Genomic DNA, 17,571 nt, shown 5'->3' with positions numbered 1-17,571 from the left:
TATTGGAAAGTATCATTAACACTATTAAATTAGTGTATATGTAACGATAATAAATGATGTTAAAAAACTATATGGAATTTTTATGAATATTACTGTAAGAAAATAATTTTTTAACAATTTTCAATAATAACACTTTACAAATTTTAAAAAATTAGTAGAATAAGAAGTAGTAAGAATCGTCTGATAAATATATAAAGAAAAACAGAATTATCAGAAAATTCTTAAATAGCTATCGTTTAGAATTAGGGAGGGTACAAAAATGAAAAAGAAAAAAATGAAAAAACTAACAGCAGTTGTAGTACCGGTTTTAGCAATGAGCATGGCATTAACAGCATGTTCTACATCAGGCGGAGATAAAAAGACAAGCACAAACTCAAGTGGAGATAGCAAGTCAGAGGGAAAATTAGCGGCAAAACAAGTGTTGAATCGAACAGTAAACCAAGAGATTCCAACGATGGATTCTTCTAAATCAACAGATACAGTATCTTCACAAATGCTAGGGAATACGATGGAAGGATTATATCGTCTGGATAAAGATAATAAGCCTATTCCAGCTGCAGCAGAATCTAGCACGAAAAGTGAAGATGGTAAAAAATATACATTTAAACTGCGTAAAGATGCAAAATGGTCAAATGGAGATCCAGTAACGGCGAAAGATTTCGTATATGCTTGGCAACGTCTATTAGATCCAAAAACAGCTGCTGAGTATGCATTTATCGCATTCCCAATTAAAAATGCAGAAGTGGTTAATAAAGGTGAAAAACCTGTAGCTGAATTAGGAGTGAAAGCGGTAGATGATCTTACGCTTGAAGTTGAATTAGAGCAAGCGGTACCGTACTTCTTAAATTTAGTAGCATTCCCATCGTACTACCCATTAAATGAAAAATTCGTAAAAGAAAAAGGGGAGAAGTTCGGTATAGAGTCTGATACAACAGTTTATAATGGACCGTTCGTTCTTAAAGATTGGAAGCATGAACAAGGATGGCAATTAAAGAAAAATGATCAATATTGGGATAAAAAGACTGTAAAACTTGAAGAAGTTAACTTCAGTGTTGTTAAAGAACCAGCAACTCTTATCAATTTATATGATAGCGGTCAAGTTGACTTTGCTTTATTAACTGGAGAGTTCGTAGATAAATACAGAAATAAGAAAGATGAATTCGGAACATATTCACAAGTGAGTACGTATTTCATTCGTATGAACCAAAAACGTGATGGACAAGATACACCATTAAAGAGTAAAAAGTTACGTGAAGCAATTGCACTATCAGTTGATAAAAAGAATTTAGCAAACGTAATTTTAAATGATGGATCAAAAGAAGCTGACTTCTTAGTACCAAAAGGTTTAGCAACTGGACCAGACGGTAAGGACTTCCAAGAAACGTTTAAAAATGGTTTAAAACCAAATGCTAAAAAAGCTGCTGCAGCTTGGGAAGAAGCGAAAAAAGAGCTAGGTAAAGACCAAGTTACAATTGAATTCTTAAACTATGATACTGGTAATGCGAAAAAAGTTGGAGAATATATTAAGGACCAAATTGAGAAGAACTTAAAAGGTGTAACAGTTAACATTAAACTTCAACCATTTAAGCAAAAACTAAAATTAGAATCTGAGCAACAATATGATATTTCATACGGTGGTTGGAATCCAGATTATGCAGATCCAATGACGTTCTTAGATATGTTTGAGACTGGACATTCTCATAACCAAATGAGCTTCTCTGACCCTAAATATGACGGCATGGTGAAAAAAGCTGGAACGGAATTAATGAGCGATGCGAAGAAACGTTGGGAAGAGTTAGGAAAAGCTGAAAAAACATTACTTGAAGAAGATGTAGCGATTGTACCTTTATATCAACGTGGAGATTCTTATGTTTTACAACCAAATGTAAAAGGTGTAGTAAAACATAATATCAGTCCAGAATTTAGCTTTAAGTGGGCATACGTGACTGAAAAATAATAGAGTTAAAAAGGCATTCCAAAGTAGCTTAGCTACTTTGGAATGCTTTTTTTTAGCTCAGTTAAATAGAGAAGAATAAGGAGTATAGTATGTAAATACAGTAGATGAGGGATAAATCATACTAAATTACGAAGGGAAAAATCTGAATATTTAAAATAAAACTATTTACAAACACGGAAAATAGAGTAGAATAACATTAGTTATAATTTTCTGAAAAGCAAATCCTTAGCAAGGGGTTTCTCAAGGGTTGGTATTGTACATATAATTGGGGAGGATAAAAAATGAAGAGAAAAAAGATGAAAAAGTTAACAGCAGTTGTAGTACCAGTTTTAGCGATGAGCGTTGCATTGACAGCGTGCTCTGGGTCAGGTGGAGAGAAGAAAACGACTACTACATCTAATAGTGGGGAAGAAAAAAAATCTGATATTAAATATGCAGCGAAGCAAGTATTGAATCGTACGGAAAATCAAGAAATTCCGACGATGGACACTTCTAAATCTACTGATACGTTAGGGGCACAAATTTTAGGGAACACGATGGAAGGATTATATCGTCTTGATAAAGATAATAAGCCTATTCCAGCTGCTGCAGAATCAAGTACGAAAAGCGAAGATGGTAAAAAATATACGTTTAAACTGCGTAAAGATGCGAAATGGTCCAATGGAGACCCTGTAACAGCGAAAGATTTCGTATATGGATGGCAGCGCTTACTTGATAAAAATACAGCTGCAGAATATGCGTTTATTGCCTACTATATTAAAAATGCAGAGGCAATTAATAAAGGTGAAAAACCTGCAACGGAATTAGGTGCAAAAGCGGTAGATGATTATACACTTGAAGTAGAATTAGAAAAACCAGTACCATATTTCTTAAACTTATTAGCATTCCCATCATACTATCCATTAAATGAAAAGTTTGTAAAAGAAAAAGGAGATAAGTTTGGTTTAGAAGCAGATACAACGGTGTATAACGGACCATTCGTTATGTCTTCATGGAAACATGAACAAGGATGGCAGCTGAAGAAAAATGATAAATATTGGGATAATAAGACTGTGAAATTAGAAGAAATTAATTACAGCGTTGTAAAAGAATTGGCTACAAAAGTAAATTTATATGATACAGGGTCAATTGATTTCACACTACTATCAGGAGAGTTTGTAGATAAATATAAATCGAATAAAGATGAGTACGGTGAGTATGCAGAATCAAGTACATTCTTCTTACGTTTAAATCAAAAGCGTAACGGACAGGATACACCGTTAAAGAGCAAAAAACTGCGTGAAGCAATTGCGTTATCAGTTGATAAAAAGGGCTTAGCAAACGTTATTTTAAATAATGGATCAAAAGCAACAGATCAATTGGTTCCAAAAGGGCTTGCGACAGGACCTGACGGTAAAGATTACCAAGATACGTTTAAAAATGGTCTGAAACAAGATACGAAAAAAGCAGCAGCTGCATGGGAAGAAGCGAAAAAGGAACTTGGAAAAGATCAAGTTACAATTGAATTACTAAGCTATGATGATGGAACTGCGAAAAAGATTGCTGATTATGTTAAAGATCAAATTGAGAAAAATTTAAAAGGTGTAACGATTAATACGAAAATTCAGCCGTTCAAACAAAAATTAAAATTAGAGTCAGCGCAAGATTATGAAATCTCTTATGCAGGCTGGAGCCCAGATTATGCGGATCCAATGACATTTATTGATATGTTTGAATCGAAGAGCCCATATAACCAAATGAGTTATTCGAATCCGAAATACGATGAAATGGTGCAAAAAGCAGGTAATGAATTATTATCTGATCCGAAGAAGCGTTGGGAAGCGTTAGGAAAAGCAGAAAAATTATTCCTTGAAGAAGATGCAGGATTAGTTCCTTTATATCAAACAGGAAGATCATATGTAATGAAACCGAATGTAAAAGGCGTCGTTAAACATAACATCAGTCCAGAATATAGCTTTAAGTGGGCGTATGTAACTGAGGATGGCGGGAAAAAATAATATAGAGGCATTTTAAAAGTGGCTAAGCTGCTTTTGAAATGCTTTTTTGTATGAATAAGAGAATAAGGCACATGGAAATTAGAAAGGAGTTCAACAATTGGATAGATAAATGATAGCAGAGAGTTCATATTGATGAGAAAAATATAGAACATAGCAATAGAGAAGAATAAGAGGGGATATGTTTACATATAGTAGACGGGGGATGATTCATATAGTAGTAATAGTAAAATAGCAAGTTATTATCATAAAAAAATAAATATTTAGAAAATTTACAAAAATACTTTACAAAACCGGAAAAAATAGTAGAATATTAATTAATAAGAATTTTCTGATAACGAAAGTTAATAGAGAATCTCTAACTGTTAATATCGTACATATAATTGGGGAGGGTACAAGAATGAAGAAAAAGATGAAAAAGTTCACGGCGGTTGTAGCGCCAGTATTAGCGATGAGTATGGCGTTAACAGCATGTTCTGGGTCTTCCGGTGGGGAAAAGAAAACGACTACGACGTCTAATAATGGTGGGGAAGAGAAGAAATCCGATATTAAATATGCGGCAAAGCAAGTGTTAAATCGTACAGAAACGAATGAAATTCCGACGATGGATACTTCAAAAAATACAGATACACTTGGCTCGCAAATTTTGGGGAATACAATGGAAGGTTTATATCGCCTTGATAAAGATAATAAGCCAATCCCAGCTGTAGCAGAATCTAGTACAAAAAGCGAGGATGGTAAAAAATATACATTCAAATTACGTAAAGATGCAAAATGGTCAAACGGTGATCCTGTAACTGCGAAAGATTTCGTATTTGCATGGCAACGTCTAGTAGATCCACAAACAGCTGCTGAGTATGCATTTATTGCTTACTATCTTAAAAATGCAGAAGCAATTAATCAAGGGAAAGCAGAAGTTTCTACGTTAGGCGTAAAAGCAGTTGATGATTATACGCTTGAAGTTGAATTAGACAGACCGGTACCATATTTCTTGAACTTAATGGCATTTGCATCATACTATCCGTTAAATGAAAAGTTTGTAAAAGAAAAAGGGAAGAAATACGGTTTAGAGTCCGATACAACAGTTTATAACGGTCCATTTGTGCTTACTGATTGGAAACATGAGCAAGGTTGGAAGTTGAAGAAAAATGATCAGTATTGGGATAAAAAGACAGTGAAATTAGAAGAAATTAATTATAGTGTAGTAAAAGAAGCAGCTACTAGGGTGAATTTATATGATACAGGTGCAATTGATTTTGCACTTTTATCTGGAGAATTCGTTGATAAGTATAGAAATAAAAAAGATGAGTTTGGAGCATATTCGGAAACAAGTACGTTTTACTTACGTCTAAATCAAAAACGTGGTGGGCAAGATACACCGTTAAAGAGCAAAAAATTACGTGAAGCAATTGCATTATCGGTTGATAAGAAGGGTTTAACTAATGTAATTTTAAATGATGGTTCAAAACCAGTTGATTACTTAGTAGCAAAAGGTTTAGCAAGTGGACCAGACGGTAAAGATTTCGCAGAAACATTCAAGAATGGTTTAAAACAAGATTCCAAAAAGGCAGCAGCAGCTTGGGAAGAAGCGAAAAAAGAACTTGGAAAAGATCAAGTGACAATTGAATTATTAAATTATGATACTGGTAATGCGAAAAAAGTTGGGGAGTACGTGAAAGATCAAATTGAAAAGAATCTAAAAGGTGTAACAGTAAATATTAAACTTCAACCATTTAAGCAAAAACTAAAATTAGAATCAGATCAAGATTATGATTTCTCATATGGCGGCTGGAATCCAGATTATGCGGATCCGATGACGTACCTTGATATGTTTGAAACAAAGAATTCTCAGAACCAAATGAGCTACTCAAATTCAAAATATGATGACATTATTGATAAAAGTAAGACAGAATGGATGGCTGATGCAAAAAAACGTTGGGCAGAGTTAGGGAAGGCAGAGAAATTGTTACTTGAAGAAGATGTAGCGCTTGTACCTTTATATCAAAGTGCTAAAGCATATGTTATGCAACCAAATGTAAAGGGAATTGTGAAACATAATATTAGTCCGGAATATAGTTTCAAATGGGCGTATGTAGAAGAGAAATAATAAAAGAAAAAAGCATTTTCAAGTTGCGGTATTATAGCACTTGAAAATGCTTATTTTTCTGTGCACTATTTTTTTATGGATGAATATATGTATTATAGAAAACTCAAAGGAGAATCTCATGAAACGAAACACATACATCGATTTTCTAGCTTATTACGGAATAGGGAGTGCTCATCCTGGTGGTTTTACGTTAACGAAGCAATTGCTATCTCAATTGCCACTTAGACACGGAGCAAATGTTCTTGAGATAGGTTGCGGCACTGGGAAAACAGCGGCGTATATGACAAAAGAATTGGGTTATAAAGTGACAGCGGTTGAAAAGAATGAAATTATGATTCAAAAAGCGAAAGATAGATGGTTGTTTGATGGTTTAAATATACAATTGATTCAAGGAGATGTAGAAGGATTACCGTGTTTAAATGATTCATTTGAGCTTGTACTTGGAGAATCTATCCTCGCTTTTACAAATAAAGAAAAGGTTATTTCGGAATGTTATCGTGTATTACAAAAGGATGGAAAGCTTGTTGTCATTGAAATGATTACCGAAAAACATATTGAGAAGAAAGAGGAAGAAAAGATTGGACAGTTATATGGTATGAAAGAATTATTAACTGAGAATGAGTGGATTCATTTATTTCAAGCAGCAAATTTTAAAAGAATTACAATTGCGGGTGGCGGAACTATTGCAGAAACAGTTGCAGGACATATGGAAGAGCCAGAGTGGAATGTATCACCGTTTATTCCGGAAGAATTGTATGAGGCGTGGGTGCAACACGAACAAGTACTGCTTATGTATCAACATATTTTAGGGCATCGGATTTTTATATGTGAAAAATAGAAAAAGAGTTGGCTAAAGATAGTCAACTCTTTACTATGTTAGATGAAAAATAATGCAGCCAAAGTAATTCCAAAAATAAAGCCAAATCCGAGTTCAAATCCCCAGCCGCCACCAAAGCCACAACCGCCGCAACCACGACGGCCACATCCGCAGCCACCGAATCCACCACTGAATCCACCATCGAATCCACCACCACATCCAAATCCACAGTTATCACATCTGCTAAGACCGCCGCAAATATCACATCCGCCGTTTGAATATGCGCCATGGTATCCAAATCCTGTATCAAAAGATGAACGCTGCTGTACTGGCTCAATCCAAACAGAATCATTTGTCACGTCTATTATTTTTCCTAAATGGATATGACCATCACGATCTTCAATTCGAACAACTTTTCCGAAATAACGTTGGCATGTATTATAACATTTTTGTCTATGCATGTTCTTTCCTCCTTCCCCCATTACAGTAATACGATATGTAAGGGGGACAAGTGCGGCTTGTACGAATGACCTATCTATCATAATTGTTATAGGAAAGGGGAAATATACGAACAGGATATATAGTGAGGAGGAAATGAAATGAAATCTACAGATCAATTTCAGACGTACGAAGTTCCTTGGGAAGAATTTATAGAAGCATTGCGAGGTGAAATGAAGAAGCAAGTAGGAGCGGATATTATAGATACAGTAGTTTGTAATTTGGAAGATGGTTTTGAAGTGTATACATATGTGCAGGGTGATTTGGATTTCGAGTATACAGAAGCTCTTGAACGAAAATATGGGAGTGATGCGAAAATACCGAATTTGTTAACAGTTATGCTGGTAGCTAGCATTTATAATACGGGTGAAGAGAATATACGTTTACATGCAGATAATAAAGATAATCCAATTGTTGAGGTATATGTGAAGCAATGAAACACGCTGTGAAAGGCGTGTTTTTTATTTATATGATAAAATGTTAGAAAATTAAGAAAGAAGGTGAGTGAATTGAAAATTAATCATCTTAATTTAACAGTTACAGATGTAACAGCTGCTAGAGAATTTTTAGAAAAGTATTTTGGTTTAACTTGTGGTGGAACAACGGGAAATGGCTTCGCAGTTATGCGTGATAATGATGGGTTTATATTAACCTTAATGAAGGGAAAAGAAGTTCATTATCCAAAAACATTTCATGTAGGATTTCCACAAAAAAATGAAGAACAAGTTAATAAAATTAATCAAAGATTGAAGAAAGACGGATTTTCAGTCGAACCGCCTAAACATGCACATGCGTATACGTTTTATGTCGAAGCACCTGGAGGATATACAATTGAAGTGATGTGCTGATTAAAAATCAAACTTTTTGTTAAGAGTTTTCAATTTTAAAAGTAGGAAAAGTCTGTTTTAAGGGTGGAGCTTAAACAGGCTTTTTTACCTATATAATTGGATAGAAAATGCTAGAAGGAATATTACCAAGTTATATATATGTTTACATAATAAAGTTAAGGTGCGTTCGTTGTCCTAAAATACAAGTCATATATCTTGTTTCCCCTCATAAATTTAAACATAGGAATTTGTCTACAAAGGTGGCGAAGCCTCATCATGAAAATTCGAATTTGTGCCACGTTCATGTTGTTTCTATTTATATGTTTACCTTTTTCAGTTTTTGCAAAAGGAGAGGAGGCAAAGGAAAGGGTCGTTTCACTTGTATATGATGATTCGGGCAGCATGAGAAATAACGATCGCTGGAAGTATGCCAATTACGCCTTGCAAAGTTTAGTTGCGCTATTAGATGAGAAAGATAAATTTTCTTACGTTCCAATGAGTAAGCCAAATGATCCATTAAACATTTCGTTAACAAAGGATCAAAGGCAAACAGAAATTGAGGGGATTGGGGCGTGGAAAACATATTTAAATACTCCATTTAGCGCAGTAGAAACGGCGATGCAATCTATAAAAAAGGAAGCAGATATAGATGGGAAACGTGAATTTTGGCTTATTGTATTAACTGACGGGGCATTTAATGATTTGGAGAAAGATAAGATTGGCGGAAAAGAACAAATTACACAGAAGTTAGCACAGTTTAAGAAAGAGATGGATTCTAAAAAGATCTCTTTACACCCAGTCTTAATCACGATGGAAGAGGATTTAGGGCAGCAAGAGAAGCTGCAGTTAAATACGTTTAAAGAGATTTGGAAAAAAGAAATGAATGGAGTTGTCATGCCGTCTAGCGGTGAGGATGGTATTGTACAAAGTGTGAATCAAGTGGCAGCATTAGTTGCAAATCGTGATCCATTTTCTTCTGTTGAATCGATTGTCAAAACGAAAATAGTAGGGAAAAAAGTAGAGATTACAACACCGTTTCCATTAAAGCGTATGACGCTTGTACGACAATCACCTTCTTTGTCTAATTATAAAGTTATGCAACTTTCCAAACCGTTACAATTGCAGTCTTCTTTTTCTATACATGCACCAGGAGAAGCTAAATTATTCGGAAATATAGTGCATGTAAGTACAGCGAATCAGGAAGTGATTAAGCCAGGGACATATACGATAGAAGTGGATCAGGACATTGAGAAAGAGGGATTACAAGTACTTGTTGAACCAGCGCTTAATTATACTGTTTCTACGTACGACAAAGATGATAAAGATAGAAAAAATGTTGAGAAAATGTATGAAGGTGTGACAGCTGTTATTGAAGCGAAACCTACTGAATTACCAATTCAAACTTCTTATTTCGAAGCAGAAGTAGAAATAGACGGAAAGCAGTATCCGATGAAGTGGGATGATAAAAGACATGTGTTTTATTACGAGACAAAGATTGGTAAAGAGTTAGTACGTGGGAAAGTCCATATGAATATAAAGGGATTTTATAGACAGACGAAAGAATTCAAGATTGAACCAGCTGAAAAACCAAAATTAACACTTCAAGCTGTTACGAAAGATTATGAAGAAAAGGTAACAAATTTAGAAAATAGTAAACCATTTATTTTACAGCCCCAGTTAAATGGTAAACCGATGACAGAAGAGGCTGTAAAGAAACTATTAAAATCTACTGGTGTCACATCGAATCAATCGATCAACTATGAATTAAAACAGCATGGTAGTCAAGTTTATGTTTATCCTCGACCTTATTACTCCGACACATTCAATTTTACAGATACCGGCACCGTAGAGGCTACCATCACGATCAATGATTCAAAATTACAAGAAGTAAAGGAAAAGATTGTATTGCACATTGAAAATGCGCCGTTTTTTGAGAAGTATGCGCTCGTTTTTAAATTTGTAATTCCTATTACTTTATTACTTTTAATAGTAGGAATTATTATTTTAGGATGGATTGTTCGTCCGAGATTTCATCGGAAAGCATTACTATATTACGAATGGGATCAAGAAGTAGCGAAAGATTGGCTTTATCAATCTGAACCAGAGTTACTTAAAAATAAATGGTGGAAGCACTATTTTGGCATTCCATTCCGAGCAGAAAGAAAGACGGTGCAATCTGTAACATTAATAGCGAAAAAAGGATCGAAATCTATATTTGTAGCAAAAGAATCGCAAGTGGTTGGGATGATTATTGATGGGATGTTTATAACAGAGGAAGAGGTAGGAATGGAGCATAAGACGTTGTATCCAAATGAACTTTTAGTAATTGATAGAGGATATGGTAAGGAGATTTACCGGTACGAATGTGAATAGTAGATAGGGTGTAAGAGGGGCGGAGGAGGCCCGGCTCTCTTTATTCTTCTTTTCAAACAAGCAAGAATAGGAAGGTGGTTCACATGACATTACAAGTTCCAACAATTTTAATTGGTTTAGGTGGAATCGGTAGTACTGTCACACATCAAATATATGAAAGATTACCTGAGGAGCGTCGTAAAAAGGTAGCGATGCATGTATTTGATACAGATGTGAATACATTGAGTAAATTTGATCATATTCGGAAGTTTAAGACGCAAACGAGCTCGAGTAAAACACCGAGAGAGTATATTGCGGGAGATCCAACGATTCCAGAGTGGTTTCCGATGGACCCGACTATACTCGATAAACCGTTAACAGAAGGGGCTGGACAGTTACGCGTCATTTCACGGTTAGCGTTACGTGCTGCGATGAAAGAAGATAAACTCACATCATTTTGGCAAGAAATCGAGAAGATTTTTCCAGTTACAAGTGATCAGACCGAATATGGTGTACGTGTCATTATTGTAACGTCACTAGCCGGCGGAACAGGTTCAGGGATGTTTTTACAAATCGCATTATATTTGCGTGAGATGCTCCGGAAGAAATTGCAGCATCATAACATTTTAATTCGCGGTGCGTTTTTAATGCCAGATGTTTTAGTTAAGACGAGAACGGTTAGTGCGAAAGAGTTTGAAACTGTGCAAGCGAATGGTTATGCATCGTTAAAAGAGTTGCACGCTATTACGCTTGGGTCGACTGGTGAATTATCAAAACGAGGCGGCGTAACGATTGAATTAGAATATCGTCCTGATCAAGTGGATGAAGATGGAAGAACAAACCATACGATAAAGCAGCATCATTTACCGTACAATTATTGTTTCTTATATGATTATGAAAATTTACATGGGCACCATTTGCACAATTTATCGGATTATATGGAGCAAATGGCAAATACGATTTATTTACAGTTATTTAGTCCAATGTCTGCAAATCATTTTGCACAAGAAGATAATCAAATTCAGCAATTGGCAGAATCGAGTGGGAAAGGGAGATATTGCGGAGCAGGAACGGCAAAACTTATTTATCCGTATGAGCACGTTTTGAAATACTGTGCTTTAAAATGGGCGGTTCAAGGCTTAGATGAATCTTGGCTTCATTTAGATCAACTATTTCAAGAGAAGAGGCAAAGATACGATCAAGATGTAAAACGCGGTATGCAGCGTGAAAAGCCAGAGCGCGGGAAAAGTTATTTAGAAGACTTAGAGCATCTTGCTACTCGGCCAGAACAAGCTCATATTTTTTATAGACAAATGTACCATGAAACACGTGAAGGGGCAGAGGGTGGTAAGCCCGGTGTTGCAAAATCAAAATTGTTTTTAGATGCTGTAGAGAGTTACGTACACCGTACAGTGCAAAAAGATGAGGAATTAAACCGCCTGCAGCATGAGTGCAAAATATCGGCCGCGAAGCTTAAAATGATGGAACAAATGAAGGGGGAAGTAGCGAGAGTTGATCATGCGGTTCGTTTATATGCTTATGCCATTCCGAGCCGTGTACATGAGCATGTTACTACCCTTTTATATGACATGATCGAATCAGACCGCTTTACACCGAGTGGCTCAGAAGGACAGTCTTACCAATTAAATACATGGTTTTTAAAGAAAACGGATCCAGTTCATCCAGTTGCAGCACGTTTTATGCTGTATGAAATTCGTAAGCAGTTAGTAGAGAAGATGAATCGACTACATGAAAATAATGAACAAAAGCGTAATTTAATTCAAAACTACGATAAGAAATTTAATGTGAGTAATATTGATGGAACTGTAACGGCTGTTCGCCGCGTTGAAATTGCGCAGCAACAAGGCTGGTTTGGAAAAATGATTAATAATCAGCAGCGTTTGTTTAAAAAAGAATTTGAAGATATTGTAACGCAGTACGTACACAAATTAAGTGAGTATCGTAAAGAAATGTTGTTAGAACTCGTGTATCAATCGCTATACCAAGCAGTTGATAAAATGATTCAATATTGGGAAAGATTCTTTGATAATTTATACGAAACACGTGAAAATTTATTGTTTGAAATCCAAAAACGAAGCAAGGAATTTGAGGGGAAAACGAACCCGACGAATGTATACGTATTAGCTGAAGAGAAATTGCAAGAAAAGATTTGGCAAGATATGCAGCAACATTTAAATTTAGGTGTATTACCGAAAGATATATCGTCCGAAATTTATATGAGCTTGTACGGGGAATATTGTCGTGATGCGAAAGCCGAAGAAATTCAGTCGAAAAAGGTGGAAGACTTCTATCGTGAACATATATTGAGTTATTGTTATGACGAACTTCAAGTGCGCTATCGTGACAAATTAGAGCTTAATATCGTTGAAGCATTGCGAAAAGAAGCAGATTTCAAGAAGCGTGATCGTGATGAATACGTTCGTGAAAAAATTGAAGATCTTTTCCATTTAGCAAGTCCGTTCGTTCCGAAAGTTTCTCATCATAGAGAATTACAATATTGGGGCGTACATCCATCTTTAAAACAAGAATTGCAAGAAGAGTTATTGCAAGAAATGTTTAAAGAAAAAGATACGGTAAACGAGGCGTTTTCACCATTTGAAGTGATTTGTTATCGTGCTCATTACGGATTATCGCTACAAGATTTTCCTAAGCTTTCATCTGGACATATTGCGAATGGTTTTATGAACGATAAAGGTGATTATTTTCAATCGTATTATCGCCGCGTGAACAAATTAAATAGTAAAAAATCTAGTTTGACGCCGCATTTAGATAAATATTGGCACTTACCAGCCTTTATGCCAGACTTGAATGCAACGCAAACGAAGTTAGATTACGATAAATGTAATCGTGCTCTTCTATACGCGTATATGTATCGCTGGATTAGCTTAGTTGCTGTTGATGGACAGTTCGTGTATCAATATAACGGTGTCGGCCGTAGCTTTTTAATTCAGTCGATGGGGAAAAATATTTCAAGTGAAAGTTATAAGTTGCACAGAGCATTGCTTCATAATCCGTTTATTTATGAAAACATCTTGTCACGATTTGAAGAAGAACAAGAAAAGGCAATGATACAAGGTGGACATTTATATACACATGCATTTGTATTAGGCGCTCAAGATATAAGATGGCTCCGTAAAGAGCATGTTCATAATATTTTAGATATGATTTTAATGTATGACCGTGAGGCAAAATATGACCCGACGTTAGAAGAAACATCTGACGATTTGTTAAGGCTATTCCTTGATGAAATTGAGCTGTATTTCCAAAACTATTACGGAACAGGTGCAGATATGGTTGCGAAGAAAGAGAAAGAGATGTTTATGAAACAATTGTGGGATCGTTCATATGCGAAAGGGTATGTGGATCCAAATAGTGCGCCTTATAAAAAATGGCAAAATATATTACATGTTCCCGATGAAGAAGAAGTGCCAAAAACGAATGTATAATGAGTGAAAAGGGAATCCTTAAGAATGACAATACAACTTAAGAAATGAGGGATTCCGATGCCATTTTTAGGAAGTGTATATCAAATATTTGGATTATATCCAGAAATTTATTATGGAATGATTTCAGCAGAGCTGCAAGAAGAAGCTCAAAAGGAACATATCGATAATAATAGTACAGAAATTGAAGCGGAAGAATAAAGCGCAGATGAACATCTGCGCTTTTTTTATTGTCTTAAGTGAAAATACTGTTTGTAATTTGCAGGAAAGTTAATTGCTCTAATAAGATGAATAGTTATTTCTGTATAACAAATCGACTGATTTTATCATGTTTGCATACGGGGATTACATTGAGTTAAATGTATAAAAATGAATTTTGGAATAATGAAAATTGTATTAAAATGGGAATCAGCAGTGTTCGTGAGTGGTATCGTATATTTTGGAATGCTATTTTATTTATAATTATTCAATTCGGGTGAATTAATTATATTGTTGACAATATAATTAATCCTGTGATAAATTCAATCAATCTTCTAAAAACAAGCCTGTTAACAAGCTTGTTTTTAGAAGATTGATTTTTCTGATTTTAAATTATGTAATTTGTGGAGTCTATATAGGGAGTGAAAGTAAAGCATGAATATTATTAATGTGTAATAGCAACAGTAATAAAGATTGTAATGAGTAAGGGATAATTTTGAAAAAGAGGTTTCTACGAATGAGTTTATTTATAAAGAAAGCAATGAATGAAGAAAAGAAAAAAGTGTTAAAGCAAACTTTAGGAGCAATTGATTTAACGCTTTTAGGAATTGGAGCAATTATTGGTACAGGTATTTTCGTATTAACAGGTATTGTAGCTGCGAAACATGCTGGTCCAGCAATTGTATTATCTTTTATGTTAGCTGCAATTGTATGTGCTTGTGTAGCCTTTTGTTATGCTGAATTTGCATCTACAGTCCCGGTCTCAGGAAGTGTGTATTCGTATACGTATATGACATTAGGTGAGATTTTTGCTTTTATAGTTGGCTGGTGTGTCATGTTAGAGTACTTATTAGCTACTTCTGCGGTGGCGGCGGGATGGTCAGCCTATTTTCAGTCATTGCTACTAGGGTTTAATATTCATATTCCGGCAATCATTGCTTCTGCACCAGGGATGGGGAATGGCGGGATTATCGACTTGCCAGCGGTTATTATTATTTTAATTGTTACATTTTTACTAAGTCGTGGTGTGAAAGAAAGTGCACGTATAAATAATATAATGGTTATTATTAAACTGGCTGTTATTTTAGTATTTATTATTGTAGGAGCAAACTATGTAAAGCCAGAGAATTGGCAGCCGTTTCTTCCTTTTGGATACCATGGTGTTATTGGAGGAGCTGCGACTGTATTTTTTGCCTTTTTAGGTTTCGATGCAGTTGCAACAGCAGCAGAGGAAGTGAAACGCCCACAACGTAACGTTCCAATTGGATTACTTGTCTCTTTATGCATTTGTACAATTCTTTATGTTGGTGTTTCATTCGTGTTAACTGGAATGGTTCCATTTACGGATCTGAATGTAGCTGATCCAGTTGCATATGCACTGCGTATTGTAGGAGAGGATAGAATTGCTGGTCTATTATCAGTTGGAGCGATAGCTGGTTTAACAACAGTTCTGTTAGTTGCTATGTTCGCATTTGTTCGAGTATCATACTCGATGAGCCGAGATGGATTGTTACCAAAAAGATTTTCGAGTGTTCATAAACGTTATCAAACACCATTTTTTAATACATGGATTACGGGTATTCTTGCGGCTGTATTAGCAGGTTTATTGGACTTGAATTTGTTGGCAAATTTAGTGAATGTGGGAACGATAACAGCTTTCATATTTGTATCTATAGCTGTAATTGTATTAAGGAAGACACATCCTAATTTGAAAAGACCGTTCCGTGCTCCGTTAGTTCCATTCTTACCTATACTTGCGATAGTAAGTTGTTTATATTTAGCATTAAATCTTTCTAAAACCACTTTAATCAGTTTTGCAATTTGGGTTATTGTAGGTATTTTTATTTATTTTATATACGCGAAAAAACATAGTAAGATTAGAAATAGAGTATAAGGTATTTCAATTATGGCTGTAGGCTAAAGTTTTTTTACCTATAGCCATTTTTATTTGTGCGCACCTTATTTTCGTGTTAACATAAAGCGGATTTTTTAAGGGAGAGAAAGAGATGAAATGGATTTATTTTATTATTATCAACGTTATAGCATTTAGTATGATGGGGCTTGATAAGCGAAAAGCAAAGAAAAAGCAGTGGAGAACGCCAGAAAGTACGTTGTTTTTATCAGCTGCAGCTGGAGGAGCGGTTGGAGCTTGGATTGGTATGTATAGGTTTCATCATAAGACACATAAAAGTAAATTTGTCTTCGGTATTCCAGTGCTCGTTATTATAACAGTAGGAGTGTTTTTATACATATAAAGGATTTGCAAGAGGAATGTCGAAAGAAATGCAGATTGAATATTGGTAAAGTAAGTATGTGAGACTTTATAATGAAGAAAAAAAGAGAAGAGGAGAAAAAGGAAGATGGGGAGTCAAACAACAGAGCAAAAGCAGGGGATTATATATGCAGCAGGTGCGTATACGATGTGGGGAGTCCTTCCGATTTATTGGAAATGGGTGGAGGAAGTACCGGCAGATGAAATATTAGCGCATCGCATCGTTTGGGCATTTGTTTTTATGTTGTTAGTTTTAGGAGTAACGAAGAGGTTTCGTCAGTTTGGTGGGGAGTTAGTGGCCCTTTTTAAACGACCTAAATTATTAATGTCATTAACAATTGCTTCGGTACTTATTAGTGGAAACTGGTTTGTATACATATGGGCCGTAAATCATAACCATGTAATCGAAGCAAGTCTTGGGTATTATATTAATCCACTTATAAGTATTTTACTTGGTACAGTTGTTTTAAAAGAGAAGCTTAATTTTTGGCAATATGTTGCGGTTGGTTTAGCTGGATTGGGCGTTGTTATTTTAACGATACGTTTCGGATCAATTCCATGGGTTTCTCTTTCACTTGCTTTTTCATTTGGATTATATGGATTAACAAAAAAATTATTAAATTATGATGCAACAATTGGGCTTACGATGGAAACGATGTTAGTGACGCCATTTGCACTTATATATTTGTTTATGACAGGAGTTCATGGCTTTGGTTCGTTCGGTTCTATTTCGGCAATATCAACGTTTCTTTTAATAGGGGCAGGTATTGTTACAGCGTTACCACTCTTTTATTTTGCTAAAGGAGCACAACTTATTCCGCTCTATATGATAGGATTTTTACAATACATCGCGCCGACTATTAGTTTAATTTTAGGTGTGTTCGTTTTTGGTGAACATTTCACATCTACTCATATGATTGCGTTTTTCTGTATATGGATTGCTTTATTTGTCTTTTCAATGGCGAAAACAAAGTTTCTACTACAGAAGCAACCAAAATTTATTAAAAATAAATCAGCAAAAGTATCATAATGCGTAGTATTTTCTACGCATTTTTCTTTATACTTATATTATATAGAAATTCCAT

At 35.2% G+C, this 17,571-nt stretch carries 13 protein-coding genes; 12 read left to right on the top strand and 1 reads right to left on the bottom strand.

What is annotated here, in order from left to right:
• The first annotated feature begins 259 nt into the window (after positions 1-259).
• The 4 genes from JFT95_RS15110 (at position 260) to JFT95_RS15095 (ending at position 6,896) form a co-directional block, all read left to right on the top strand.
• Complete coding sequence (locus JFT95_RS15110) at positions 260-1,957, top strand: peptide ABC transporter substrate-binding protein (RefSeq protein WP_002066447.1); 1,698 nt, start codon at positions 260-262, stop codon at positions 1,955-1,957.
• Positions 1,958-2,238: 281 nt separating this feature from the next.
• Positions 2,239-3,954, top strand: coding sequence for a peptide ABC transporter substrate-binding protein (locus JFT95_RS15105; protein WP_201052704.1), 1,716 nt, complete (start codon positions 2,239-2,241; stop codon positions 3,952-3,954).
• Positions 3,955-4,351: 397 nt separating this feature from the next.
• Positions 4,352-6,058: a peptide ABC transporter substrate-binding protein gene (locus tag JFT95_RS15100; protein WP_016092063.1), complete on the top strand. Its 1,707-nt coding sequence runs from the start codon at positions 4,352-4,354 to the stop codon at positions 6,056-6,058.
• 118 nt (positions 6,059-6,176) lie between these two features.
• Positions 6,177-6,896 carry a class I SAM-dependent methyltransferase gene (locus JFT95_RS15095; RefSeq protein WP_098632818.1) on the top strand — a complete coding sequence of 240 codons (720 nt, stop codon included), beginning with the start codon at positions 6,177-6,179 and terminating at the stop codon, positions 6,894-6,896.
• Positions 6,897-6,934: 38 nt separating this feature from the next.
• Here the strand turns inward: JFT95_RS15095 and JFT95_RS15090 are convergent, their stop codons facing one another.
• Positions 6,935-7,336: a hypothetical protein gene (locus tag JFT95_RS15090; RefSeq protein WP_016096373.1), complete on the bottom strand. Its 402-nt coding sequence runs from the start codon at positions 7,334-7,336 to the stop codon at positions 6,935-6,937.
• Between the two features lie 138 nt (positions 7,337-7,474).
• On the opposite strand from JFT95_RS15090, the gene JFT95_RS15085 reads away from it, so the two are divergent.
• From JFT95_RS15085 to rarD, 8 genes are all read left to right on the top strand, one after another.
• Positions 7,475-7,810 (top strand): hypothetical protein, encoded by a 336-nt coding sequence (locus tag JFT95_RS15085; RefSeq protein WP_002185200.1) that lies wholly within the window; start codon positions 7,475-7,477, stop codon positions 7,808-7,810.
• Between the two features lie 72 nt (positions 7,811-7,882).
• Positions 7,883-8,221, top strand: coding sequence for a VOC family protein (locus tag JFT95_RS15080; protein ID WP_002185202.1), 339 nt, complete (start codon positions 7,883-7,885; stop codon positions 8,219-8,221).
• A 255-nt stretch (positions 8,222-8,476) separates the two neighbouring features.
• Positions 8,477-10,573, top strand: a complete 2,097-nt coding sequence (locus tag JFT95_RS15075; RefSeq protein WP_016127405.1) for a vWA domain-containing protein — start codon at positions 8,477-8,479, stop codon at positions 10,571-10,573.
• A gap of 83 nt (positions 10,574-10,656) precedes the next feature.
• A complete protein-coding gene (locus tag JFT95_RS15070) occupies positions 10,657-14,019 on the top strand; it encodes a tubulin-like doman-containing protein (RefSeq protein ID WP_016127404.1) in 3,363 nt (1,120 codons plus the stop codon).
• A 57-nt stretch (positions 14,020-14,076) separates the two neighbouring features.
• Entirely contained in the window at positions 14,077-14,217 is a 141-nt protein-coding gene (locus JFT95_RS15065; protein WP_002128471.1) for a hypothetical protein, read from the top strand.
• 514 nt (positions 14,218-14,731) lie between these two features.
• Positions 14,732-16,108 (top strand): branched-chain amino acid transporter BcaP, encoded by a 1,377-nt coding sequence (bcaP, locus tag JFT95_RS15060; protein ID WP_002128470.1) that lies wholly within the window; start codon positions 14,732-14,734, stop codon positions 16,106-16,108.
• Between the two features lie 112 nt (positions 16,109-16,220).
• Positions 16,221-16,469, top strand: coding sequence for a DUF1294 domain-containing protein (locus JFT95_RS15055; protein ID WP_016127403.1), 249 nt, complete (start codon positions 16,221-16,223; stop codon positions 16,467-16,469).
• 105 nt (positions 16,470-16,574) lie between these two features.
• Entirely contained in the window at positions 16,575-17,516 is a 942-nt protein-coding gene (rarD, locus tag JFT95_RS15050; protein ID WP_016127402.1) for an EamA family transporter RarD, read from the top strand.
• Positions 17,517-17,571 lie beyond the last annotated feature (55 nt).

It is taken from the genome of Bacillus sp. TH17 (genome assembly GCF_016651125.1).
GTDB classification, from domain to species: Bacteria; Bacillota; Bacilli; order Bacillales; family Bacillaceae_G; genus Bacillus_A; species Bacillus_A mycoides.
This window is presented reverse-complemented; position numbering and strand designations above follow the sequence as displayed.

Excerpts from the sequence above, each read along its gene's own strand:
- JFT95_RS15090 (WP_016096373.1), bottom strand. The coding sequence starts at position 7,336 with ATGCATAGACAAAAATGTTATAATACATGCCAACGTTATTTCGGAAAA.
- JFT95_RS15110 (WP_002066447.1), top strand. The coding sequence starts at position 260 with ATGAAAAAGAAAAAAATGAAAAAACTAACAGCAGTTGTAGTACCGGTT.
- JFT95_RS15095 (WP_098632818.1), top strand. The coding sequence starts at position 6,177 with ATGAAACGAAACACATACATCGATTTTCTAGCTTATTACGGAATAGGG.
- JFT95_RS15070 (WP_016127404.1), top strand. The coding sequence starts at position 10,657 with ATGACATTACAAGTTCCAACAATTTTAATTGGTTTAGGTGGAATCGGT.
- JFT95_RS15085 (WP_002185200.1), top strand. The coding sequence starts at position 7,475 with ATGAAATCTACAGATCAATTTCAGACGTACGAAGTTCCTTGGGAAGAA.
- JFT95_RS15105 (WP_201052704.1), top strand. The coding sequence starts at position 2,239 with ATGAAGAGAAAAAAGATGAAAAAGTTAACAGCAGTTGTAGTACCAGTT.
- rarD (WP_016127402.1), top strand. The coding sequence starts at position 16,575 with ATGGGGAGTCAAACAACAGAGCAAAAGCAGGGGATTATATATGCAGCA.
- JFT95_RS15075 (WP_016127405.1), top strand. The coding sequence starts at position 8,477 with ATGAAAATTCGAATTTGTGCCACGTTCATGTTGTTTCTATTTATATGT.
- bcaP (WP_002128470.1), top strand. The coding sequence starts at position 14,732 with ATGAGTTTATTTATAAAGAAAGCAATGAATGAAGAAAAGAAAAAAGTG.
- JFT95_RS15055 (WP_016127403.1), top strand. The coding sequence starts at position 16,221 with ATGAAATGGATTTATTTTATTATTATCAACGTTATAGCATTTAGTATG.
- JFT95_RS15100 (WP_016092063.1), top strand. The coding sequence starts at position 4,352 with ATGAAGAAAAAGATGAAAAAGTTCACGGCGGTTGTAGCGCCAGTATTA.
- JFT95_RS15065 (WP_002128471.1), top strand. The coding sequence starts at position 14,077 with ATGCCATTTTTAGGAAGTGTATATCAAATATTTGGATTATATCCAGAA.